Source organism: Kitasatospora sp. NPDC030952 (assembly GCF_055571335.1).
The window spans coordinates 44,854-66,843 of record NZ_JBVIFM010000001.1 but is presented as its reverse complement, the minus strand read 5'-3'; the positions used below and the strand labels follow the sequence as shown (position 1 = coordinate 66,843).

Sequence of the window (21,990 nt, the reverse complement as noted above, 5' to 3'; positions counted from 1 at the left end):
TGCTGTTACCGGTGGTCGGTCTACGCGCGTAGGGGCTATATTTCCGCAATGGAGAAGCAGATCCCCGTCACCACCGCGGGCACCGGCCCGCGCATTCCCACCCCCGACCAGATCCGCCGCGCGCCGAAGGTCCTGCTGCACGACCACCTCGACGGCGGGCTGCGCCCGGAGACCATCGTCGAGCTCGCCGCGGCGACCGGCTACCAGGGGCTCCCGACCACCGACGCCAAGGAGCTCGGCGAGTGGTTCCGCGAGGCCGCCGACTCCGGCTCGCTGGTCCGCTACCTGGAGACCTTCGCGCACACCTGCGCCGTCATGCAGACCCGCGAGTCCCTGATCAAGGTCGCCGCCGACTGCGCCGAGGACCTGGCCGCCGACGGCGTGGTGTACGCCGAGGTCCGCTACGCCCCCGAGCAGCACCTGGAGGGCGGCCTGTCCCTGGACGAGGTCGTCGAGGCCGTCCAGGAGGGCTTCCGCCTCGGTGAGGCCAACGCCCGCGCGGCCGGCCACCGGATCCGGGTCGGCACCCTGATCACCGCGATGCGGCACGCCGCCCGCTCGCAGGAGATCGCCGAGCTGGCGAACCGCCACCGCGACCGGGGCGTCGTCGGCTTCGACATCGCGGGCGCCGAGGCCGGCTACCCTCCCACCCGCCACCAGGCCGCCTTCGACTACCTCAAGGGCGAGAACAACCACTTCACCATCCACGCGGGCGAGGCCTTCGGCCTGCCGTCGATCTGGGAGGCCCTGCAGTGCTGCGGCGCCGACCGGCTCGGCCACGGCGTGCGGATCGTCGACGACATCACGGTGAACGAGGACGGCAGCGTCGAGCTGGGCCGGCTGGCCGCGTACGTGCGCGACAAGCGCATCCCGCTGGAGATGTGCCCGACCTCCAACCTCCAGACGGCGGCGGCCACTTCGTACGCCGAGCACCCGATCGGGCTGCTCAGCCGGCTGAAGTTCCGGGTCACCGTGAACACCGACAACCGGCTGATGAGCGGCACCAGCATGAGCCAGGAGTTCGGCCACCTGGTGGACGCCTTCGGCTACACGCTGGGCGACATGGAGTGGTTCACGGTGAACGCGATGAAGTCCGCGTTCCTGCCCTTCGACGAGCGGCTGGCGATGATCAGTGACGTGATCAAGCCGGGCTACGCCGAGCTCAAGGCGGAGTGGCTGTTCAGCGCGGGCGCCGGCGGCCGCTGAGTCCGGGCGGCCCCTGCGGTCGGATGAACGCGGCTTCCGGGCACGGAAGTTGGCGTTCATCCGACTACTCACTCGGGTGAGTGAACGCCCTTTGGATCTCGCGAGTCCCTGTCACTACGGTGTGCCAGTCATTGCTGACAGGCCGGGGCGACGGTCGCCCGTACGCCGCCCCGCGCGATGTCGGCCACCGACGAAGACCCAAGGGGACGAACCATGAAGCAGGCTCTCAAGGCCGCCGGCACCGCGGCGCTCGGCATCGCCATCGCGGCGGTCGGCGCCGGCACCGCCTCCGCGGCGGCCGGCCAGGCGGCCGGCGGCCTCGGGCTGCCCACCGGCGCGGTGACGAACCCCGCGGTGACCGGTGCGGTCACCGACACCGCCGCCAAGCTGCCCGGCGGCGACAAGGTCGCCGGCACCCTCGGCACCCTGGCGCCGACCGCCGGTCAGGCCGCGCCCGCGCCCGCCGCCGACGCCGCCCCGATCGCCGGCGTCACCCAGCAGCGGGCCGGCGCCCTCCCGGGCGTCCCCGGCCTGGACAAGACCCCGGTCGGCGGACTGGCCGGCGCCCTGCCGGGCCTCCCGCTGGGCTGATCCGACCCGCACCGCACGACGACGGGCCGCCCGCCCCCGGAGGAAACCCCGGGGGCGGGCGGCCCGTCGCCGTGCCCGCCCGTACGGCCTCACGGCTCCTGGGGGAGCAGCACCCAGAGCGCGAGGTAGACCAGGAACTGCGGGCCGGGCAGCAGGCAGGAGAGCAGGAAGATCAGGCGGACGGTCCACGGGGTGAGGCCGAAGCGCTCGGCGATCCCGGCGCAGACGCCGGCGATGACGCGGTTGTGGCGGGGACGGGCGAGACGCGCGCTCATGGGGACTCCTTGGGCCGGTGGCCCGGCCGGGCGGTCCGGCGGGCGTACTTCCATGCTCCGCCGGCGCGGGCCCGAAAACCTCCGCCCACCAGGCGATCCCCGACCCCGTCGGCTCACCGGGAAGGCGGAGACCCGAGTCGGGGTCGCCTCAGGGATGCCCCGGAGAGTGCGAATGCGGAAAACCCGTTCGCGAACCGGTCCCACCCAGGGGATATGATCTCGCGGTCGCTGATGGTGGGGGGCATTCCGGCGGCGCCTTCACGGCCTCAATAGGCCCCTCACGCCTGCGATTTCGCACTTTTATCGGGCTATGCCCGAATTCTCTCCGTGAGGTTCCATTGCGCAATCAGCCCCGCAGACTCCTCGCCGCGGCCGCCGCTGCGGCCCTGGTCTCCGGCGCCGCCCTGGCCTCGGCCCCGGCCGCCCTCGCGGCCCCGACGTCGGGCCCGACGTCGGGCCCGACGGCTCCCGCCCCGCAGGACCAGGCCTCGCCGGTCGTGGTCACCACCAGCGGCTTCCCCGCCAGCGTGACGGCCGGCAGCACGGTCGAGTTCAGCTCGACCCTCAAGAACACCGCCGACCACCAGATGGACGTCATGACGGACTTCGTCATCGCGACCATCGGCACCGGCGTCAAGGAGACCCAGCTCAAGCTGCAGGTCCAGAAGCCCGGTAGTACGCAGTGGCAGGACGCCAAGCTCCGTCCGGGGTCGAACACCGGCGCCTGGTGGGAGCTCGATCCCTTCGCCACCGAGCTGCACCTGCCGGCCGGCGGCTCGGCCACCTACCAGCTGCGTCTGACCTTCGCCGCCGACGCTCCGGGCGGCCAGGCCACCGGCAGCCTCAACGCGATGGTCACGGACCCGACCCTGCCCCCGGAGCAGCGGTTCGGCCAGGCCTGGGGCCGCATCCCGTACTTCACCATCGTCGGAGCCGGTGGCCCGACCACCCCGGCCCGGGCGGGACTGCCGGACGTGAAGGTCGATGACGTGCCCGCCTCCTTCACCGCCGGGGGCGAGGCGAAGCCGTTCAAGGTGGTGTACACCAACCACACCGGCAAGGACCTCAGGATCGTCCCGGCGGTCATCCTCCAGAGCGAGAACGCGTTCCTCCCCGCAGTGGTCAAGCTGGAGTTCCAGACGCAGCAGGGCCAGTGGCTGGCCGGCACGCCGGCGCCGCTCGGGGACCTCGCCAGCACCCAGCTGGGGGTGGACCTTCGCAGCGGCAGCAAGGACGCCGACGTCATCCCGCTGCCCGACGGCGAGAGCCGAACGGTCAACCTGCGGCTCGCCTGGACCAAGGACGCGCCGGTGGGCGGCGGGTCGGTCTTCGCCAACGGGTACAGCCTGCCCGGCCCGGGGGAGCAGAACAACGGCATCTCCAGCCCCACGGTGGGCTTCAGGATCGAGGCCGCCGCCGGCACCACCGGCACCCCGGCGCCGACCTCGCCGGCCACCACCCCGGTCACCACCGACCCGGCCACCACCGACCCGTCCACCACCGCCGCCGTCCCGGCCGCGCAGGTGACCACCGGAGCGCCGAGCCCGGCCGCCGGCACCACCGGGCAGACCGGCGACGCCGCGCCCGCCGCCGAGGCCCCGCTCGCCGCCACCGAGACCCGGCTGGCCTCCACCGGCGGCGGCTCCTCGGCCGCCCCGATGGCGATCACCGGCGCGACCGCCATCGCCCTCGGCATCGGCACCCTGGTCGTGGCGCGCCGCCGCAAGGGGGCCCAGGGCGCCGGGAACTGACCCCGGACAGCACGAGGCCCGTCCGTCCCCGCTCGAAGGCGGGGACGGACGGGCCGTGCGGTGTTCCGGGGCTCAGCCGGCCGGCTGCTGCGGCGGCTGCGGCTGGGCGGGCTGGGCGTACGGGTTGTCCGCCACCGGCTGGGCCGGCGCCGCCGGCTGGTACGGCACCGCACCCTGCGGCGGCACCGGCTGACCGGGCTGTGCGGGCAGGCCCGGCTGGGCGGGCTGACCCGGCTGGCCGGCCTGCGGCGCGTTCGGGTTGAACCCGGCGGCGTTCGGGTTGTACGCCGCGTTGGGGTTGTACGGCGCGTTCGGGTTGAACGCCCCGGCCGGCGGGGTCGGCTGGTTCTTCGCGTTGCTGCGCTCGACGACCGCCTTCACGGTGGCGACGATCATCGCGACCGGCAGGATCAGCGCCTGGAAGAAGATCCGGTAGGTGCCGCCCTCGAAGACGAACGCGAGGTAGTAGGCGTAACCGATGAACGCGACGCCGACCACGACGTTGAGGATGCGCAGGCCGACCTTCAGCCCGGCGAGCGGCAGCACGCCGAGGACCACCATGATGAGGCCGCTGAGCGCCAGCAGGACGACGTACCAGGAGAAAAGGGGCTCGGCGCTGAAGTCGAGATTGTTCAAGGGGGTTTCCTGTGGGAGGAGAAAAACGACGGGAACCGTCCGGGACGAAAGCGCACAGTACTGGAGGCGACCGACATCCGTCCTCGCCTTTTCATCACGGTGTCGTTGCGCTGTGTCGGCGCCGCGCCGGAGCGGTAATTGACGAGGTGGAAAATGACTGGCTATGAGGTGCTGCGGGTCTTTTGCGGACCGGACGGGCGGCACGGGAACGAGCTCGGCGTGGTGCGCGACGGCGCCGCCGTGCCGGAGCGGGCGGACCGGCAGGCCCTCGCCCGGGAACTCGGCTTCAGCGAGACGGTCTTCGTCGACGACCCGGAGCGCGGGGAGATCGACATCTACACCCCGAGCGTGCGCCTGCCCTTCGCCGGCCACCCGTGCGTGGGTGCCGCCTGGCTGCTCGGCGCGGACCGGCTGGTCACCGCGGCCGGGACGGTGGCGGTGCGGCGCGAGGGCGGGCTGACCCTGATCGGCGCCCGGCCCGAGTGGGCCCCGGGTCGGACCTTGCGGCAGTACGGTTCGGCGGCCGAGGTGGAGGCGCTGGAGGTGCCGCCGCCGGGGGAGTGGATCTACGCCTGGGCCTGGCAGGACGAGGCGGCCGGTACGGTCCGGGCGCGGGCCTTCCCGGGCCGGGGCGACGGGATCGACGAGGACGAGGCGACCGGCGCGGCGGCCCTGCTGCTGGCCGCGCGGCTCGGACGGGCGCTGACCGTCACTCAGGGCCGGGGTTCGCAGCTGCTGGCCGGCCCCCGTCCGGACGGGCTGGTCGAGGTCGGCGGCCGGGTGGTGCCGGTGGCGGGTCAGCGGCCGGGCGGGGTCGGTTCCGCGTAGGCGCGCGGACGGGCCGTGGGCGCCACCGTCACCGTCGGGGTGACGGTGACGGCCACCGCCGGGACGGTCAGGACGGCGGCGATCCGCGGGGTCCGGGGCTTAACGCGGTGGTCCCGCAGCAGTCGGCGCAGGGCGGGGACGAGGGCGAGGTGGGTGGCCACCACGCCGAGCACGGCGAACAGTATGTGGTCCACGTTGAGCACGTGTCCGGGCGTCCAGGAGGAGAGGAACTCCAGGCCGGTCGCCAGCAGCGCGGAGACGCCGGTGGTGCGCAGGAAGGACGGCAGCCAGGGAGCCCGGAGCCGGCCGCCGGCCAGCGGGAGCAGCAGGCCGAGCGGGGCGAGCAGCAGGAACTCGCCGACCACCTGCCAGGGGGTGGAGGACCGGAGCGAGGCCAGCGGCGTCAGGTTGGCGTCGTACACCCAGGCCACCGGTAGCGGTCTGAGCACCAGCCACAGCACCAGCGTCAGGTGGAGGGCCAGGCCCGCCAGTCCTGCCAGCCGGAAGGGACGGTGGACGCCCGCCGCCGGCCTGGTCTGGGTCCGTGCGCCGGAACGCTCGTCGCGTGTCCTGGTGCCATCTCGCTGCACGGGGGGAAGGACGTGGGCCGGTGGCGCGGCGGTTCCACACCGGGCGTGAACATTCCGGACCTCGCCCCCGTTCCCTCTCGCCACGGCGGCCCGGGCCAGCGGCGCGGGCCCGCGCTACCGGCCCGGGCCCGCCTCAGCGGCAGGGCGCGGGCGTCGGCACCGCGCTGAACGCGTTGTCCGGCGGCGGCGAGCCCGGGGCCACCGGCGTGGGTGAGGGGCTCGGGCTCGCGGCGGTCTTGGCCGCGCCGCGGGCCGGGGTGACGGCCGGGGCCGGTCCTGGCGGGGTGGCCAGCGCGGTCGGTATGTGCGGGGTGCTCGGGCAGGCCGTCCGGCTGGCGGGCGCGCCGGCGTCGACCGGTACGGCGGTCGGCCGGATGCCGCAGCCGGAGGCCAGTGCGAGCAGCAGCAGTACGCCGGCGGTGCGGCGCAGGGTGGTGCGGGTGGGGGAGGTCACGTGGCGTCCTTGTGCTCGTCGTCGCCGGCCGGGCCGTGCTCGGCCCCGCCCGCGGACGGCGGCGGCGGTGGGGTCAGCGGCAGGGTCAGGGTGAACACCGCGCCGACCTCCCCGTTCGCCGCCGTGATCGTCCCCCCGTGGATCTGGGCGTTGGCCATCGCGATGGACAGCCCCAGGCCGCTGCCCTCGGAGCGGGCCCGCCCGCGGTCGGCCTTGTAGAAGCGGTCGAAGACGTGCGGCAGGACGTCCTCGGGGATGCCGGGGCCGCTGTCGGAGACCTCGACCACGACCGAGTCCTCGGTCTGCCGGACCTTGACCCGCACCGGTGAGCCGCCGTGCTTGAGGGCGTTGCCGATCAGGTTGGCGAAGACCACGTCGAGCCGGCGCGGGTCGACCACGGCCAGGATGCCGCGCGGGGCGTCCAGTTCGACCGCGTCGTACCAGGCCCGGCCGTCGATGCAGGACATGATCAGGTCGGCGACGTCCACCTCGTCGGCGACCAGCTTGGCGGTCCCGGCGTCGAAGCGGGTGACCTCCATCAGGTTCTCCACCAGGTCGGACAGCCGCCGGGTCTCGCTCACCACGAGCCGGACGGCCGGCTCGATCATCGGGTCCAGCGACTCGGCCTCGTCCTCCAGGATGTCGGTCACCGCGGTCATCGCGGTCAGCGGGGTGCGCAGCTCGTGCGACATGTCGGCGACGAACCGCCGGCTCTGCGCCTCGCGCGCGCTCAGCTCCTCGACCTGTTCGTGCAGCGATTCCGCGGCCCGGTTGAAGGTCCGCGCCAGGTCGGCGAGTTCGTCCGAGCCGTCGACCTCCAGTCGGGTGTCCAGGTGGCCCTCGCCGAGCCGCTTGGCGGCCTCGCCGAGCCGCTTGACCGGCCGCAGCACGGTCGCCGAGGCGGCCTGGGCGAGCAGGGCCGAGCCGATCAGCGCGAGCAGGGTCGCGATGGCCAGCGACCAGCCCAGGGTGTTGAGGTCGGCCCGCTCGTTCTCCAGCGACTTGAACATGTACGCCGTCGGCCCGTTGGGCACCACCTTGGTGCCGCCGATCACGAACGGCCGGCCGGCCAGGTTCTGCCGCTGCCAGTACAGGTGGTACGGGTACGGGTTGCTCTCGGTGACCTCACGCGGCTTGGCGACGGTGGACTGCAGCGGTGCCGGGACGTCGGCCAGGGTGAACTTCGTCGGGTCGGAGGAGGCCGGGCACTCGGGGTGCGCCGGGTCGACCACGACCACGTCGTAACTCAGCCCGGAACTCGCCACGTTGGCGGCCAGCGCGGCGAGGTCCGGACAACTGGCGTTCAGCGGCAGGTCGGAGACGTTGCGGCTGAGCGAGACCCGGAAGTCGTTCAGCGCGGTGTCCTGGGCGCGCTTGAGCACCGCGTCGCGGTTCAGCCAGTACGCGATGCCGGAGGCCGAGACGGCGGCGAGCAGCGCGACAGCCGCGAACACCGCGATCAGCCGCACCCGCAGGGAGCGCAGCCGCCGCCACGGGCCGGACGAGAACCGCCGGGCAGTCTGCTGATGGTCAGTCACAAGAGCCTGTCGTGATACGGGAGTTCAGGGACAAAGCGGGCAACGGGCCGGGTTCAGGCAGGCGGGTCCAGCCGGTAGCCCACACCGCGGACGGTGCGGATCAGGGTCGGTGCGGACGGCACGTCCTCGACCTTGGCCCGCAGCCGCTGCACACAGGCGTCCACCAGGCGGGAGTCGCCGAGGTAGTCGTGCTCCCAGACCAGCCGCAGCAGCTGCTGGCGGGAGAGCGCCTGGCCGGGGCGGCGGCTGAGCTCCAGCAGCAGCCGTAGCTCGGTCGGGGTGAGCTGGAGGTCCTGGCCGTCCTTGGTGACGGTCATGGCGGCCCGGTCGATCACCACGCTGCCGTAGGCGGAGGAGTCCGAGCTCTCCCGTTCGCCGCGCCGCAGCACGGCGCGGATCCGGGCGTCCAGGACACGCGGCTGGACCGGCTTCACCACGTAGTCGTCCGCTCCGGACTCCAGGCCGACCACCACGTCGATGTCGTCCGAGCGCGCGGTGAGCAGGATGATCGGCAGCTGGTCGGTGCGGCGGATCCGACGGCAGACCTCGAAGCCGTCGATTCCGGGCAGCATCACGTCCAGCACGATCAGGTCGGGCCGCTGCTCCTTGAAGAGCCTCAGTCCGTCTTCGCCGGAGGCGGCGGTGGCCACACGGTGGCCCTGGCGGGTGAGGGCGAGTTCGAGGCCGGTCCGGATGGCGTCGTCGTCCTCGATCAATAGGAGGAAAGGCACGGCCCCATTTTGGCCCACCGGGAGCGTCGAATCACCCCCCGGACCGGTCACCGCCCGTATGGGAACCGGAAGGAGGGCCATCGGCGTCCGGTACGGAGGGAGGTGGACCGGTTCGTACGGCCCGCCCCTGTGACACCCCTGTGACAGTCGGCGGACAGCGCCATCACAACCGGCGGGCAGGATTTTCCATGTCGCCGCAGGACAGCGGGCCGCAAGGGCCGGCTGGAGGGCGGCAACAGGAACCGCTCGTACCGAACCAAGGGGGCGCACGATGAACGCCATGCTTCAGACCCGGACCAACCCGGCTGTCCGCACCGCGCGTTCCTCAGCCGCCACCCACCGGACCCGGTACGAGATCAGGACCGACGAGAACTCCGGTGCCGTGACCGTACGGGGGTGCGCGCACAGCACCGGTGGAAACCCTGTCGCCCGCCGGGTGAGCGGCGGCGGCAGGACGGGGGAGCTGTACGGGATCGGCCGACTGGGGAGTGCGGTCGACTCCGCCACCACCCTCACGCTGCGGGGGATCCTCCCCGTCCGCGTCGAGGGCACGGACGCCCGGGGGGGCGACCGGGGGAACAACGGTCTGCGGACGGTCGGTTCGGGGGAACAGACCGGCCGCGAGGCCGCCGGTGCGACGCTGCTGCGGCTGAACCCCGCACCGGCCCGCACCACCGAGGCGGGACAGGGAGACGCGCAGGGGGAGCACCCGGCCGTCGCGGAGGACCACATCACGGAGTTCACCGCGTACGTGCGCGAGCGCCGCGCCTCCCTGTACGCCACGGCGTACCACCTCACCGGTGACCGCTACGAGGCCGAGGACCTGCTGCAGAGCGCGCTCTTCAGCACCTACCGCGCCTGGGGCCGGATCACCGACAAGGCCGCGGTGGGGGGCTACCTCCGCCGCACCATGACCAACCTGCACATCTCCGCCTGGCGGCGCCGCAAGGTCAACGAGTACCCGACCGAGGAGCTGCCGGAGACGGCCGGCGACACCGACGCGATGGGCGGCACCGAGCTGCGCGCCGTGCTCTGGCAGGCGCTGGCGAAGCTGCCGGAGAACCAGCGGACCATGCTGGTGCTGCGGTACTACGAGGGCAAGACCGACCCGGAGATCGCCGACGTGCTGGGGATCAGCGTCGGCACGGTCAAGAGCAGCATCTGGCGCGCGCTGCGCCGGCTGCGCGACGACGAGCACCTGAACAAGTCGGGCGACACCGCCCGGGCGTTCGGCGAGCTGGTCGCGTAGGGATCGGGGACAGGACTCCCGTCGGGGGACGGGTAGCGGACGGTTACGGTTCGGGGGCGCCGGCTCGGGGGAGCGGTGCCTGTGGGGAGCCGAGGCCGTTCGGAAGGCGACGGGCCCGGTGCGGGGGAGACGCACCGGGCCCGTCGTCGTTCGTCCGTTCCGGAGTGGCTCAGGCCGCCGACAGCTCCCGGGGGCCGGCCGCCGCGCGGACCCGCCGCTCGGCCTCCGCCCCGGCGCACGGGTGCGAGCCCAGCTCGACCTGCCGCTCGACGATGGCGCGCTCGGCCCGCATCAGCCGCAGGCCCCGGCGCAGCAGCACCGGCAGCGACTTGCGGCCCTCGCGGACGTCCCGGCGCAGCCGGCGCCAGGCGGTGGTGAGCGCGCCGTTGCGCAGGCACAGGGCGTCGCCGAGCAGGCCCTCGGCGGCGCACTGGGCGACGATCTCGGCGGCGAAGATGCCCTCGGCGATGAACGCGCCGGCGCCGTCCAGGTCCAGGGTGCGGGTGGAGATCCGGCCGTTGTCCGGGATCGAGTACACCGGCACGTCGGTGCGCCCCCGCCCGTGGAGCGCGCGGATGGCGGCGACGGCCTGGTCGCGGTGCCAGGCGAGCGGGGAGTCCCAGTCCACGGCGCCGTCCGGCAGCCGGGGGAGGGTGGGGTCGTCCCCGTCCTTGTAGAAGTCGTCCAGCTGGAGCACCGGCAGGCCGCTGCGTTCGGCCAGCGAGGACTTCCCCGATCCGGAGGGCCCGGAGAGCAGGATCACTCGGGCGTGGGCCGTCGGCGCGGGATTCATGGGGGAGTCACTCACGGGACACCAGTCTGACGCATCCCGGCCGGTTGCCGAAACCGGTCGGCTCACACCTTCTGGGAGTCGGGGTCGGCGAGGGCGACGTGGATCATCGGCAGGTAGCGGGTGTCGACCTGGAGGTACACCTGGCGGCCGCCGCCGGGCGGCTGGTAGCCGGTGGCGGCCCAGTCCTGGGAGTGCCAGGTGTCCGGCTCGGGCTCGTGGAAGGTGCCCCCGGCCGGCAGCTCGACCGGGTCGGCCCCGCGGGTGCGGAAGGTGACGGTGGCGGCGCCCGGGGTGATGCCCAACTTCCCGTTGACGTAGGCGCGTTGCCAGCCGGGCCGGTCCGACCGGGCGGAACAGGGCACCCGTACGGCCTTCCCGGCGGCCAGCCGCCGGCGGACCCGGGCCACGTGCCACCTGCGGACGAAGCCGTCCGCGAACAGCGGCATCAGCTCGGCGATCAAGTCTCCCACGGCGCCCCCTCGGTGGTGTCGGTACCAGGATTCTGGTCCGGACGCATACGCACGGCGAGCGCCGAAAGTCGGCGGGGACGGTGACGAAAGTCGACGGACCCGCGCCAGGGGGGGAGAGGCGCGGGTCCGTCCAATGACCGTCCGGGCCCTGGGGGGGAGAGGGCACTGGGGACGGCCAGTCTGTGGAGTTGTTACTCGGTGGTGACGGAGGATCAGATCCCCATCGGGTGCCAGACCGTCTTCGTCTCCAGGAAGGAGAGTAGCCGGTTGGTACCGGGCGCATCGGTCCAGTCCCGGGCGAACGGGTCCAGCTCCGGACGGACCACTCGCTTGAGGGTATCCGCGGCGGCGGCTTCCAGGGCGGGCGCCGCGCCGGGGCCGTCGGCGGCGATGGCACCGGTGAGGTCCAGCGCGTTGACGTCCTGGTGCGAGGCCAGGGTGGGGGCGATGTCCGCGGTCTTCCCCGAGATGATGTTGACCACGCCGCCGGGGACGTCCGAGGTGGCCAGCACCTCGCCCAGGGACAGCGCGGGCAGCGGGGCGTCCGCGGCGGCCGCGACCACGACCGTGTTGCCGGTGGCGATCGCCGGGGCGATCACCGAGACCAGGCCGAGCAGCGAGTGCCCGTACCCGGCCTGCGGGGCGACGATCCCGACCACGCCGGTCGGCTCCGGGGTGGAGAGGTTGAAGTACGGCCCGGCGACCGGGTTGGCGCCGCCCGCGATCTGGGCGACCTTGTCCGTCCAGCCCGCGTACCAGACCCAGCGGTCGATCGCGGCGTCCACCAGCGCGGCGGCCTTCTTCGGGCCGATGCCCTCGGAGAGGGACACCTCGGCGGCGAACTGCTCGCGCCGTCCCTGCAGCATCTCGGCCACCCGGTACAGCACCTGGCCGCGGTTGTACGCGGTGGTGCCGGCCCAGCCCTTGACCGCCGCGCGGGCGGCCAGGACGGCGTCACGGGTGTCCTTGCGGGTGCCCAGCGGGGCGTTGGCGAGCCACTCGCGCTTCCCCGCCGCGTCAGCGGCAGATGTCGCCTTGGTCACCTCGTACACCCGTCCGCTCTCGGAGCGCGGGAACTTCCCGCCGACGTACAGCTTGTAGGTCTTGAGGACGTCAAGACGCGTTGCGACATCAGACATCTCGGGCCTCGACATTCAGGTAGGGCTCCAGACCGTGGCGGCCACCCTCGCGGCCGTAACCCGACTCCTTGAAGCCGCCGAACGGCGAGGTCGGGTCGAACTTGTTGAAGGTGTTGGCCCAGACCACGCCGGCCTTGAGCCGGTTGGCCATCCAGAGGATGCGCGAGCCCTTCTCCGTCCAGATGCCGGCGGAGAGGCCGTACGGGGTGTTGTTGGCCTTCTGGACCGCCTCTTCGGGGGTCCGGAAGGTCAGCACCGACAGCACCGGGCCGAAGATCTCCTCCTGGGCGATCCGGTGGGCCTGGCTGACGCCGGTGAACAGGGTCGGCCTGAACCAGAAGCCGGTGCCGGGGAGTTCGCACTCCGGCGACCAGCGGTCCGCACCCTCGGCCTCGCCGGCGTCGGTCAGCTCGGTGATCCGGGCCAGCTGGGCGGCCGAGTTGATCGCGCCGATGTCGGTGTTCTTGTCCAGCGGGTCGCCGACCCGCAGGGTGGCCATCCGGCGCTTCAGGGCGTCCAGCACCTCGTCCTGGACGGACTCCTGGACCAGCAGGCGCGAACCGGCGCAGCAGACGTGGCCCTGGTTGAAGAAGATGCCGTTGACGATGCCCTCGACCGCCTGGTCGATCGGCGCGTCGTCGAAGACGATGTTGGCGGCCTTGCCGCCCAGCTCCAACGACAGCTTCTTGCGGCTGCCGGCGAGCTGCTTGGCGATCGCCCGGCCGACCGGGGTGGAGCCGGTGAAGGCGACCTTGTTGACGTCCGGGTGCGCGGTGAGCGCCGCGCCGGTGCGGCCGTCGCCGGTGACGATGTTGACGACGCCCTTCGGCAGACCGGCCTGGCGGCAGATCTCGGCGAAGCGCAGCGCGGTCAGCGGGGTGGTCTCGGCCGGCTTCAGGACGACCGTGTTGCCGGTCGCCAGCGCGGGCGCGATCTTCCACGCCAGCATCATCAGCGGGAAGTTCCACGGGATGATCTGGCCGGCCACGCCCAGCGGGCGCGGGTTGGCGCCGAAGCCGGCGTAGTCCAGCTTGTCCGCCCAGCCCGCGTAGTAGAAGAACCACGCGGCGACGGTCGGGATGTCGAAGTCGCGGGTCTCGCGGATCGGCTTGCCGTTGTCCATCGACTCCAGCACGGCCAGCTCGCGGGCGCGCTCCTGGATGATCCGGGCGATCCGGAACAGGTACTTGGCGCGCTCGCTGCCCGGCAGCGCCGACCAGTCGGCGAAGGCCCTGCGGGCGGCGGCGACGGCGCGGTCCACGTCCTCGTCGGTGCCCTGGGCGAACTCGGCGAGCACCTGCTCGGTGGCCGGGTTGACCGTCTTCAGGGCCTCGCTGCCGGAGGAGTCGACGAACTCGCCGCCGATGAAGTGGCCGTACGAGGTGGCGATGTCGCCCGCGGCGGCGGGGGACTCCGGGGCCGGGGCGTAGCCGAAGAGGCCTCCGGCCGGCTTGGCCGCGGGCTCCTCGATGTTCTTCTTCTTGGCCATGGTGATCAGTCCACCGTCACGTAGTCGGGGCCGGAGTAGCGGCCGGTGGCCAGCTTCTGGCGCTGCATCAGCAGGTCGTTGAGCAGGCTGGAGGCGCCGAAGCGGAACCAGTGCGGGGTCAGCCAGTCGTCGCCGAGCGTCTCGTTGACCATCACCAGGTACTTCATGGCGTCCTTGGTGGTCTTGATGCCACCGGCGGGCTTCACACCGACCTGGACGCCGGTGGCGGCGCGGAAGTCGCGGACCGCCTCCAGCATCAGCAGGGTGACCGGCGGGGTCGCGTTGACGGCGACCTTGCCGGTGGAGGTCTTGATGAAGTCGGCGCCGGCCAGCATCGCCAGCCAGGAGACCCGGCGGACGTTGTCGTAGGTCTGCAGCTCGCCGGTCTCGAAGATCACCTTGAGGTGGGCGTAGCTGCCGTCGGCGCGCTTGCACGCCTCCTTGACGGCGACGATCTCGTTGTAGACGTCGAAGTAGCGGCCGGAGAGGAAGGCGCCGCGGTCGATCACCATGTCGATCTCGTCGGCGCCCGCGGCCACCGCGTCGGCGGTGTCGGCGAGCTTCACCGGGAGGGCGGCGCGGCCGGCCGGGAAGGCGGTGGCGACCGAGGCGACCTGGATGTCGGTGCCGCGCAGGGCGTCCTTCGCGGTGGCGACCATGTCCGGGTAGACACAGATGGCGGCGACGCGCGGGGTGGTCGGGTCGGTCGGGTCGGGGGTCCTGCCCTTGGCGCACAGGGAGCGCACCTTGCCGACCGTGTCCGCGCCTTCCAGCGTGGTCAGGTCGATCATGGAGATCGCCAGGTCGATGGCATAGGCCTTCGCCGTGGTCTTGATCGAGCGGGTACCGAGGGTGGCGGCTCGCGCCTCAAGGCCGACCTGGTCGACGCCGGGCAGGCCGTGCAGGAAGCGGCGGAGCGAGGCCTCGGACGCCGCAACGTCCGCGAGGCCGCTGCCCGCAACGCCGGGGGCATTGGCTGCAACAGTGGACATAGTCACCAGACCAGCATATCTACGCGCGTAGCCGACCGCTAGAGCGCCCACCTTTCCGGCCCGCTTTCGTGGCCGGACCGATACCTGGGGCACCGCCCGCCCGCCGGTCCCGCTGGGGCCCGCCATTCGTGGCCGGACCGAGACCCGCTGGTGAGGGGTGCATGGGGCAGAATCGACGCCATGACCGAATCCGACGGCAAGCCCCACCAGGGCCCGGCCGCCCCCGGCGGGGAGCCCGAGTACGCGGACCGCGTGTACCGCTCCATCCCCGGCGTGATCTCCGGAGTGTTCCTGCTGGCCGTCGCCGGCTGGCTGATCGGCGACGCGGTGGTGACCGGCACCGGCAAGACCCCGTACGTCGCGCTCGCGGCGGTGCCGGTGTTCGCCTTCCCGGTGATCGCCTACACGCTGCGCCCGGCGGTGTTCGCCGGCCGCAGCCGCCTGGTCGTCCGCAACCCGTGGCGCACCGTCACCGCCCCCTGGGCCTCGGTCGACGCGCTGCGCGCGGGCTACTCGGTCGAGCTGCTGTCCGGCGAGAAGAAGTACCAGGTGTGGGCCGTCCCGGTGTCGCTGCGCCAGCGCAAGCGCGCCACCCGGGCGCAGAGCCGCGGCAACGCCGAGCACGCCTCCCGGACCGGCCTGGGAATGGGCCTGGCCGCCCGGACCAACCCGGTCGTCCAGGGCTCCCCGGACCCGACCCGCGCCTGGTCCGACCAGGTGACCGACGTCCTCCAGGAGATGGCCGAGCGCAACCGCACCAGCCCGGACGCGGCCGGCCCGGTGGTCGTCCGCTGGTGCTGGTGGGTCATCGCCCCCGCCCTGGCCGGCCTCGTCGCCCTGATCACGGTGATCGCGGTCTGAGCCGGGAGCACGCGCTCCGCTCCGGACCCGGGAGACACGCACGAGGGCCCGCTGGTCACGAACCGGCGGGCCCTCGTGCGTACGGCGGCGGGGTTAGACCGACCGGCACATGGTGGGTGGAGGACGGAGCGGCGTCCGGGCCGAGTCTGGCAAGGCGGAGGAGGGAGTAGCAGCGGAGCTGCGGCGACCGACGACAACGCAGTCCAGGCGACAGCCCGGGCGTCGCGACGCCGCCCACCATGTGCCGGTCGGTCTTAGATGCCCGCGGCCTCGGCGAGGTCGCGCTTGACGGCGGCGAGCAGCTCGGCGGCGCGCTCGCGGGCGCCGGCCAGGTCGGCGGCGCTCGCGACCGGGAGGACGACCTCCAGGTAGCACTTGAGCTTGGGCTCGGTGCCGGAGGGGCGGACCACGATCCGGGCCGAACGGACGGCCTCGCCGGCCAGGTAGTAGCGCAGGCCGTCGGTGGGCGGCAGCTCGGCGGAGCCGGCCGCGAGGTCGTCGGCGCGGGTGACGGCCAGCCCGGCCAGCACGGTCGGCGGCTGCTCGCGCAGCCGGCGCATGGCGTCGGCGATCAGCGAGAGGTCCTGGACCCGGACGGACAGCTGGTCGGTGGCGTGCAGGCCGTGCTCCAGCGCCAGGTCGTCCAGCAGGTCGCTGAGCGTGCGGCCGGACCGCTTGAGCGTGGCCGCGAGTTCGGCGACCAGCAGGGCGGCGGTGATGCCGTCCTTGTCGCGGACGCCCTGCGGGTCGACGCAGTAGCCGAGCGCCTCCTCGTAGCCGTAGCGCAGGCCCTCGGCGCGGGAGATCCACTTGAAGCCGGTCAGCGTCTCCTCGTAGCCCAGGCCCGCGGCCTCGGCGATCCGGCCGAGCAGGGTGGCGGAGACGATGGTGGTGGCGAAGGTGCCCTCGGCCTTCTTGGCGACCAGCGCGGAGCCCAGCAGCGCGCCGACCTCGTCGCCGCGCAGCATCCGCCAGCCGGAGGTGCCGTTGCCGCTGCCCGCCGCGTTGCCGTGGACCGGGACGGCCACCGCGCAGCGGTCCGCGTCCGGGTCGTTGGCGATCACGATGTCCGGGCCGGCCGCGGCGGCGGTGCGGAAGGCGAGGTCCATCGCCCCCGGCTCCTCCGGGTTGGGGAAGGCCACGGTCGGGAAGTCCGGGTCGGGCTCGGCCTGCTCGGCGACCACGGTCGGCGCGGGGAAGCCGGCCCGGCGGAAGGCGGCGACCAGGGTGTCGCGGCCGACGCCGTGCATCGGGGTGTACACCACGTCCAGCTCGCGCGGGCTGTGCGCGTCGAGGATGCCGACGGCGCGGTCCAGGTAGGCCTCGATGACGTCCTCGCCGAGCACCTCCCAGCCCTCCTCGGCGCGCGGGACGTCGTCCAGCGAGCCGATCGCGTCGATCTCGGCGGCGATCCCGGCGTCGGCCGGCGGGACGATCTGCGAGCCGTCGCCCAGGTAGACCTTGTAGCCGTTGTCCTGCGGCGGGTTGTGGCTGGCGGTGACGGTCACGCCGGCGGCCGCGCCCAGGTGGCGGATCGCGAAGGCGAGCACCGGGGTGGGCAGCGGGCGCGGCAGCAGCGCGGCGCGCAGGCCGGCGCCGACCACCACGGCGGCGGTGTCCCGGGCGAAGTCGTACGACTTGTGCCGGGCGTCGTAGCCGATCACCACGAGGTCGCCGAGGCCCTGCTCCTTCACGTACGCGACCAGGCCGGCGGCGGCCCGGATCACCACGGCGCGGTTCATCCGCATCGGGCCGGCGCCGAGTTCGCCGCGCAGGCCGGCGGTGCCGAACTGGAGGCGGTCGGCGAAGCGCTCGGCGAGGTCCGACCAGGCGAGCTTGCTGTCCGTCTCGGCGTCCGGGCCCTCGGCCAGGGCCAGCAGGGCGGTCAGCTCCTCGCGGGTCTGCGGGTCGGGGTCCTCGGCCAGCCAGGTCCGGGCCCGGGCGAGGAGGTCGGGGTTGAGTGCCTGCGTCATGTTGGCTGCTCCATCGGGAGTGCGTCGGGGTGTCGGCCGGAGGGTTCCGCGCGAAGGGGGTGGAGAAGGGGTGCGCACATGCGGACGGGGCCCGCCGGAGGGCGTGATCAGCGGATCACGCCGCCCGTGGGCCCCGTCGTTCATGATTCTGTGCCGGCAGGCGTCAGATCCGCTCCAGGACCTTCGCCAGCAGCTCGCCCATGCGCTCGGCGGAGGCCTTGCCGGCCTCCAGGACCTCTTCGTGGTTGAGCGGCTCGCCGGTCATGCCGGCGGCCAGGTTGGTGACCAGGGAGATGCCGAGCACCTCGGAGCCGGCCTCGCGGGCGGCGATGGCCTCCAGGGTGGTGGACATGCCGACCAGCTCGCCGCCGATCACCCGGGCCATGTGGACCTCGGCCGGGGTCTCGTAGTGCGGGCCGCGGAACTGGACGTAGACGGCCTCGTCCAGGCTCGGGTCGACCTCGCGGCACAGCTCGCGCAGGCGCTTGGAGTAGAGGTCGGTGAGGTCGACGAAGTTCGCGCCGACGATCGGGGAGTCCGCGGTCAGGTTGATGTGGTCGCTGATCAGGACCGGCTGGCCCGGGGTCCAGCCCTGGCGCAGACCACCGCAGCCGTTGGTCAGGACGATGATGCCGCAGCCGGCCGCGGCGGCGGTGCGCACGCCGTGGACGACGGTGGCCACGCCGTGGCCCTCGTAGTAGTGGTTGCGGCCCAGGAAGATCAGGGCGCGCTTGTCGCCGATCTTCACCGAGCGGATCTTGCCGGCGTGGCCGGCCACGGCGGGGGCGGGGAAGCCCGGGAGGTCGGTGACCGGGAACTCGGCCACGGTCTCGCCCAGGGCGTCGGCGGCCGGCACCCAGCCGGAGCCCATCACCAGGGCGACGTCGTGCCGCTCGGCACCGGTCAGCTCGCGCAGGCGCTCGGCGGCGGCCTGGGCGGCGGCGTAGGGGTCGGCGGAGACGACCGACTGAGGAGAAGCGTTCACGGGTCCGAGGATAGACGGGTTTCGGCTACGCGCGTAGAAATTCAGCTGCGGCGTGCCGGATCGTTACCCGGTTGACCCGAAAACACAGCTCGGTGGCCCTCTTCGGGTGACCGGCTTTGTTGATACGTACGGAAATCAGGTCGGTGATCAGCACGGCCGGCGGCGCAGGTCCATCACGTAGTCGTGCGGGGCCCCGGCGCTCTCGGCGGCGTCGGCGATCAGACCGAGGTAGCGCGCCGCCGGCAGGCCGCCCTCGTAGTCGTTGAGCACGTACGTCCAGACCTGGATGTCGCCGTCCAGGGTCTGCGCCCGCAGCTTGATCTTGCGGTAGATGCCGAGCTGGACCCCCTCCCAGCGGTCCAGGCCCTCCTCGTCCATCGGCGCGACGTCGTAGAGGGAGACGAAGACCTGCTCCTTCTCGTCCTCGACGACCGTGGCCAGCGAGCCCTCCCAACCGAGCTGCTCGCCACCGAAGGTGAGCCGCCAGCCGTCCAGCCACCCCGTGCCGCGGTGCGGGGAGTGCGGGGCTCGGCGGGTCATCTGCCGGGCATCGAGGTTGGTGGCATACGCGGCGTAAAGGGGCATGGGTGCAGAGTAGCCCGGTCGGCGCACGGGGCGGGGCCAGTGGACGAAGCTACGAGCGTGGACCCCGTTGTGGCGCCGCTCCCGGCGTGCGGGACAATGGGGTACGTGACTCGGATCGTGATCATCGGTGGCGGACCCGGCGGCTACGAGGCGGCCCTGGTGGCCGCTCAGCTCGGCGCGGAGGTGACCGTCGTCGACCGCGACGGTCTGGGCGGATCGGCGGTGCTCACGGACTGCGTTCCGTCGAAGACCCTGATCGCGACCGCGGAGGTGATGACCACCTTCGACAGCTCGTACGAGGAGCTGGGCATCACGGTCGACCAGGAGGGCGTCGCCGAGGACCGGAAGGTCATCGGGGTGGACCTGGGCAAGGTCAACCGCCGTGTGAAGCGCCTGGCGATCGCGCAGTCCCACGACATCACCCAGTCCGTCACCCGCGCCGGGGTCACCGTGCTGCGCGGCCGCGGCCGGCTCGGCGCCGGCGGGCAGGCCGTGGACGGCTCCCGCGAGGTGCTGGTGGACGGCCCCGACGGCAGCGTGCAGTCGCTGCGCGCCGACGCGGTGCTGATCGCCACCGGCGCCCACCCGCGCGAGGTGCCGGACGCCCAGCCGGACGGCGAGCGGATCCTCACCTGGACCCAGGTGTACGACCTGGAGGAGCTGCCCCGTGAGCTGATCGTGGTCGGCTCCGGCGTCACCGGCGCCGAGTTCGCCGGCGCGTACCAGGCGCTCGGCTCCAAGGTCACCCTGGTCTCCAGCCGCGACCGGGTTCTGCCGGGCGAGGACCCGGACGCCGCCGAGGTGCTGGAGGACGTCTTCCGCCGCCGCGGCATGAACGTGATGAGCCGGACGAGGGCCGAGAGCGCCAAGCGGATCGGCGACCGGGTCGAGGTGACCCTCTCCGACGGCAAGGTGATCGGGGGCACCCACTGCCTGATGGCGGTCGGCTCGATCCCCAACACCGCGGAGATGGGCCTGGAGGAGGCCGGGGTCAAGCTCAACGACTGGGGCCAGATCCAGGTCGACCGGGTCTCCCGCACCAGCGCCCCCGGCGTCTACGCGGCCGGCGACTGCACCGGCGTCTTCATGCTCGCCTCGGTGGCGGCCATGCAGGGCCGGATCGCGATGTACCACGCGCTCGGCGACGCGGTGCAGCCGCTGAACCTCAAGACCGTGGCCTCCAACGTCTTCACCGACCCGGAGATCGCCACCGTCGGCTACACCGCCGCCGACGTGGAGTGCGGCAAGATGGACGCCGTCGTGGTCAAGCTGCCGCTGCGCGGCAACCCGCGGGCGAAGATGCAGGGCATCCGGGACGGCTTCGTGAAGCTGTTCTGCCGCCCGGGCACCGGCATCGTGGTCGGCGGCGTGGTCGTCGCCCCCCGGGCCAGCGAACTGATCCACCCGATCGCGCTCGCGGTGGACGCCAATCTGACGGTCGAACAGGTGGCCAGCGCGTTCACCGTCTACCCGTCCGTCTCCGGCTCGACCGCCGAGGCCGCCCGGCAGCTGCACATCCGCAAGCGGGTCGACGGCGAATCCTGAGCTCAAGGCGCACAGTTGAGGGCGGCTGCCGATCGGCGGCCGCCCTTCGCGCAGGCATGATCGTCACCCGGACGGCGGGCGCAGTTCCGGGTTGTTGACGGCGCGTATTGTACGGTCACGCGCCGCTCTTGCGTGAGCAATTCCCGCTACCAGCTGCAAACGCCTGAAAGCAGACGGTCACGCAGGTTACCGTCGGTTCTGTGTTTGCAGCAGAACGTCGCCAGTTGATCCTCGAAATGGTGCGCGCCAACGGAGCGGTCTCGCTCCGGGAGTTGGCCCGCGTCGTCCAGACCTCCGAAGTGACCGTGCGCCGGGACGTGCGGGCGCTGGAGGCAGAAGGGCTCCTCGACCGCCGGCACGGCGGCGCGGTGCTCCCCGGCGGCTTCAGCCGCGAACCCGGTTACCCGCAGAAGACCCACCTGTCCGCGGCGGAGAAGAGCGCCATCGCGGACCTCGCCGCCGGCCTGGTGGAGGAGGGCGACGCGGTGGTGGTCGGCGCCGGCACCACCACCCAGGAACTGGCCCGCCGGCTGGCCCGGGTGCCCGGGCTGACGGTGGTCACCAACTCCCTGCTGGTCGCCCAGGCGCTGGCGCACGCCAACCGGGTCGAGGTGGTGATGACCGGCGGCACCCTGCGCGGCTCCAACTACGCCCTGGTGGGCAGCGGTGCGGAGCAGTCACTGCAGGGGCTGCGGGTCACCAAGGCCTTCATCTCCGGCAGTGGGCTGACCGCCGAGCGCGGGCTGTCGACCGCGAACATGCTGTCCGCGAGCGTGGACCGGGCAATGGTGCTGGCGGCCGCCGAGGTCATCGTCCTCGCCGACCACACCAAGCTCGGCGCGGCCGGCATGTTCCAGACCGTCGCCACCGAGACCATCACCCGGCTGGTCACCGACGAGCAGGCCACCGCCGACGACGCCACCGCCCGCGAGCTGGACGCGCTCGCCGACTGCGGGGTGCAGATCGACCTGGCGCCGCTCGGGGCCGCACCCAGCGGGGACGCCCCGGTGCACGGCACCGGCAGCGGCCCGGTGCACCAGACCCAGCCCGGCCCGCTGGGCCGCCGTCCCGCCCCGCCGGGCGGCGCCCCGCTGCCCGGCCAGCGCCGCCCCGGGGCGCACGGCGGGCCGGTCGGCCCGGGCGGGATGCCGGTCCGACTGGCCGAGATGGGCCTGCCGCGCGGGCGCTGAGCCCGGCGGCGAATCACAGCGGGCGAGCAGACCCTGGAAACACGACCGGTCCGTACCCCCTCGAAGGGAGTACGGACCGGTCGAGGATTGACGGACCCGGCGTCAGCCGCCGGTCCGGA

22 protein-coding genes are annotated in these 21,990 nt (G+C 73.0%); 8 read left to right on the top strand and 14 right to left on the bottom strand.

Annotated features, from left to right (window positions below):
* Positions 1-48: 48 nt before the first annotated feature.
* Both ACZ47G_RS00350 and ACZ47G_RS00345 read left to right on the top strand, forming a co-directional pair.
* Positions 49-1,206, top strand: coding sequence for an adenosine deaminase (locus ACZ47G_RS00350; protein ID WP_465739255.1), 1,158 nt, complete (start codon positions 49-51; stop codon positions 1,204-1,206).
* A gap of 213 nt (positions 1,207-1,419) precedes the next feature.
* Positions 1,420-1,797 carry an ATP-binding protein gene (locus ACZ47G_RS00345; RefSeq protein WP_465739254.1) on the top strand — a complete coding sequence of 126 codons (378 nt, stop codon included), beginning with the start codon at positions 1,420-1,422 and terminating at the stop codon, positions 1,795-1,797.
* 89 nt (positions 1,798-1,886) lie between these two features.
* Here ACZ47G_RS00345 and ACZ47G_RS00340 read toward each other — a convergent pair whose 3' ends face one another.
* Positions 1,887-2,072, bottom strand: a complete 186-nt coding sequence (locus tag ACZ47G_RS00340) for a PspC domain-containing protein (protein WP_188308551.1) — start codon at positions 2,070-2,072, stop codon at positions 1,887-1,889.
* Between the two features lie 338 nt (positions 2,073-2,410).
* Here ACZ47G_RS00340 and ACZ47G_RS00335 point away from each other — a divergent pair, with 338 nt between their 5' ends.
* Positions 2,411-3,823 carry a hypothetical protein gene (locus ACZ47G_RS00335; protein WP_465739253.1) on the top strand — a complete coding sequence of 471 codons (1,413 nt, stop codon included), beginning with the start codon at positions 2,411-2,413 and terminating at the stop codon, positions 3,821-3,823.
* A gap of 72 nt (positions 3,824-3,895) precedes the next feature.
* On the opposite strand, the gene ACZ47G_RS00330 is transcribed toward ACZ47G_RS00335, so the two are convergent.
* Positions 3,896-4,459, bottom strand: coding sequence for a hypothetical protein (locus ACZ47G_RS00330; RefSeq protein WP_465739252.1), 564 nt, complete (start codon positions 4,457-4,459; stop codon positions 3,896-3,898).
* Between the two features lie 153 nt (positions 4,460-4,612).
* Between ACZ47G_RS00330 and ACZ47G_RS00325 the strand changes: the two genes are divergently transcribed.
* On the top strand, positions 4,613-5,287 hold the full coding sequence (locus ACZ47G_RS00325; protein ID WP_465739251.1) for a PhzF family phenazine biosynthesis protein: 675 nt from the start codon (positions 4,613-4,615) through the stop codon (positions 5,285-5,287).
* Here the strand turns inward: ACZ47G_RS00325 and ACZ47G_RS00320 are convergent.
* From ACZ47G_RS00320 to ACZ47G_RS00305, 4 genes are all read right to left on the bottom strand, one after another.
* On the bottom strand, positions 5,257-5,877 hold the full coding sequence (locus tag ACZ47G_RS00320; RefSeq protein ID WP_465739250.1) for a VanZ family protein: 621 nt from the start codon (positions 5,875-5,877) through the stop codon (positions 5,257-5,259). The genes ACZ47G_RS00325 and ACZ47G_RS00320 overlap by 31 nt on opposite strands.
* Positions 5,878-6,010: 133 nt before the next feature.
* A complete protein-coding gene (locus tag ACZ47G_RS00315; protein WP_465739249.1) occupies positions 6,011-6,331 on the bottom strand; it encodes a hypothetical protein in 321 nt (106 codons plus the stop codon).
* The gene (locus ACZ47G_RS00310) at positions 6,328-7,869 is read right to left on the bottom strand and encodes an ATP-binding protein (protein ID WP_465739248.1); all 1,542 of its coding nucleotides are present in this window, start codon (positions 7,867-7,869) and stop codon (positions 6,328-6,330) included. The genes ACZ47G_RS00315 and ACZ47G_RS00310 overlap by 4 nt, the downstream gene beginning before the upstream one ends.
* A gap of 53 nt (positions 7,870-7,922) precedes the next feature.
* A complete protein-coding gene (locus ACZ47G_RS00305) occupies positions 7,923-8,600 on the bottom strand; it encodes a response regulator transcription factor (protein ID WP_030257458.1) in 678 nt (225 codons plus the stop codon).
* A 280-nt stretch (positions 8,601-8,880) separates the two neighbouring features.
* Between ACZ47G_RS00305 and ACZ47G_RS00300 the strand changes: the two genes are divergently transcribed.
* Positions 8,881-9,849: a SigE family RNA polymerase sigma factor gene (locus ACZ47G_RS00300; protein ID WP_380458025.1), complete on the top strand. Its 969-nt coding sequence runs from the start codon at positions 8,881-8,883 to the stop codon at positions 9,847-9,849.
* Positions 9,850-10,018: 169 nt separating this feature from the next.
* Here ACZ47G_RS00300 and ACZ47G_RS00295 read toward each other — a convergent pair whose 3' ends face one another.
* The 5 genes from ACZ47G_RS00295 to deoC all read right to left on the bottom strand — a co-directional run bounded on the left by ACZ47G_RS00295 (position 10,019) and on the right by deoC (position 14,732).
* Complete coding sequence (locus tag ACZ47G_RS00295; protein ID WP_465739247.1) at positions 10,019-10,657, bottom strand: ATP-binding protein; 639 nt, start codon at positions 10,655-10,657, stop codon at positions 10,019-10,021.
* A 47-nt stretch (positions 10,658-10,704) separates the two neighbouring features.
* Positions 10,705-11,112 carry a hypothetical protein gene (locus tag ACZ47G_RS00290; RefSeq protein WP_465739245.1) on the bottom strand — a complete coding sequence of 136 codons (408 nt, stop codon included), beginning with the start codon at positions 11,110-11,112 and terminating at the stop codon, positions 10,705-10,707.
* Between the two features lie 212 nt (positions 11,113-11,324).
* Entirely contained in the window at positions 11,325-12,251 is a 927-nt protein-coding gene (locus ACZ47G_RS00285; RefSeq protein WP_465739244.1) for an aldehyde dehydrogenase family protein, read from the bottom strand.
* Positions 12,244-13,740 (bottom strand): aldehyde dehydrogenase family protein, encoded by a 1,497-nt coding sequence (locus tag ACZ47G_RS00280; RefSeq protein ID WP_465739243.1) that lies wholly within the window; start codon positions 13,738-13,740, stop codon positions 12,244-12,246. Before ACZ47G_RS00280 ends, ACZ47G_RS00285 begins: the two co-directional genes overlap by 8 nt.
* A 5-nt stretch (positions 13,741-13,745) precedes the next feature.
* A complete protein-coding gene (gene deoC, locus ACZ47G_RS00275; protein ID WP_465739242.1) occupies positions 13,746-14,732 on the bottom strand; it encodes a deoxyribose-phosphate aldolase in 987 nt (328 codons plus the stop codon).
* Positions 14,733-14,912: 180 nt separating this feature from the next.
* Between deoC and ACZ47G_RS00270 the strand changes: the two genes are divergently transcribed.
* Positions 14,913-15,593: a PH domain-containing protein gene (locus tag ACZ47G_RS00270; protein WP_465739241.1), complete on the top strand. Its 681-nt coding sequence runs from the start codon at positions 14,913-14,915 to the stop codon at positions 15,591-15,593.
* Positions 15,594-15,847: 254 nt separating this feature from the next.
* Here the strand turns inward: ACZ47G_RS00270 and ACZ47G_RS00265 are convergent, their stop codons facing one another.
* The 3 genes from ACZ47G_RS00265 to ACZ47G_RS00255 all read right to left on the bottom strand — a co-directional run bounded on the left by ACZ47G_RS00265 (position 15,848) and on the right by ACZ47G_RS00255 (position 19,136).
* Positions 15,848-17,566 carry a phospho-sugar mutase gene (locus tag ACZ47G_RS00265; protein ID WP_465739240.1) on the bottom strand — a complete coding sequence of 573 codons (1,719 nt, stop codon included), beginning with the start codon at positions 17,564-17,566 and terminating at the stop codon, positions 15,848-15,850.
* 163 nt (positions 17,567-17,729) lie between these two features.
* Positions 17,730-18,551: a purine-nucleoside phosphorylase gene (locus ACZ47G_RS00260; RefSeq protein ID WP_380458008.1), complete on the bottom strand. Its 822-nt coding sequence runs from the start codon at positions 18,549-18,551 to the stop codon at positions 17,730-17,732.
* A 147-nt stretch (positions 18,552-18,698) separates the two neighbouring features.
* Positions 18,699-19,136, bottom strand: a complete 438-nt coding sequence (locus ACZ47G_RS00255) for a gamma-glutamylcyclotransferase family protein (RefSeq protein ID WP_380458010.1) — start codon at positions 19,134-19,136, stop codon at positions 18,699-18,701.
* 96 nt (positions 19,137-19,232) lie between these two features.
* On the opposite strand from ACZ47G_RS00255, the gene ACZ47G_RS00250 reads away from it, so the two are divergent.
* Positions 19,233-20,681 (top strand): NAD(P)H-quinone dehydrogenase, encoded by a 1,449-nt coding sequence (locus ACZ47G_RS00250; protein ID WP_465739239.1) that lies wholly within the window; start codon positions 19,233-19,235, stop codon positions 20,679-20,681.
* 236 nt (positions 20,682-20,917) lie between these two features.
* Positions 20,918-21,871 carry a DeoR/GlpR family DNA-binding transcription regulator gene (locus ACZ47G_RS00245; protein WP_465740004.1) on the top strand — a complete coding sequence of 318 codons (954 nt, stop codon included), beginning with the start codon at positions 20,918-20,920 and terminating at the stop codon, positions 21,869-21,871.
* The last annotated feature ends 119 nt before the right edge of the window (positions 21,872-21,990 follow it).

Coding starts and splice junctions, on each gene's coding strand:
- ACZ47G_RS00345 (WP_465739254.1), top strand. CDS start 1,420: ATGAAGCAGGCTCTCAAGGCCGCCGGCACCGCGGCGCTCGGCATCGCC.
- ACZ47G_RS00245 (WP_465740004.1), top strand. CDS start 20,918: ATGGTGCGCGCCAACGGAGCGGTCTCGCTCCGGGAGTTGGCCCGCGTC.
- ACZ47G_RS00265 (WP_465739240.1), bottom strand. CDS start 17,566: ATGACGCAGGCACTCAACCCCGACCTCCTCGCCCGGGCCCGGACCTGG.
- ACZ47G_RS00255 (WP_380458010.1), bottom strand. CDS start 19,136: ATGCCCCTTTACGCCGCGTATGCCACCAACCTCGATGCCCGGCAGATG.
- ACZ47G_RS00350 (WP_465739255.1), top strand. CDS start 49: ATGGAGAAGCAGATCCCCGTCACCACCGCGGGCACCGGCCCGCGCATT.
- ACZ47G_RS00325 (WP_465739251.1), top strand. CDS start 4,613: ATGACTGGCTATGAGGTGCTGCGGGTCTTTTGCGGACCGGACGGGCGG.
- ACZ47G_RS00250 (WP_465739239.1), top strand. CDS start 19,233: ATGGGGTACGTGACTCGGATCGTGATCATCGGTGGCGGACCCGGCGGC.
- ACZ47G_RS00340 (WP_188308551.1), bottom strand. CDS start 2,072: ATGAGCGCGCGTCTCGCCCGTCCCCGCCACAACCGCGTCATCGCCGGC.
- deoC (WP_465739242.1), bottom strand. CDS start 14,732: ATGTCCACTGTTGCAGCCAATGCCCCCGGCGTTGCGGGCAGCGGCCTC.
- ACZ47G_RS00285 (WP_465739244.1), bottom strand. CDS start 12,251: ATGTCTGATGTCGCAACGCGTCTTGACGTCCTCAAGACCTACAAGCTG.
- ACZ47G_RS00280 (WP_465739243.1), bottom strand. CDS start 13,740: ATGGCCAAGAAGAAGAACATCGAGGAGCCCGCGGCCAAGCCGGCCGGA.
- ACZ47G_RS00300 (WP_380458025.1), top strand. CDS start 8,881: ATGCTTCAGACCCGGACCAACCCGGCTGTCCGCACCGCGCGTTCCTCA.
- ACZ47G_RS00270 (WP_465739241.1), top strand. CDS start 14,913: ATGACCGAATCCGACGGCAAGCCCCACCAGGGCCCGGCCGCCCCCGGC.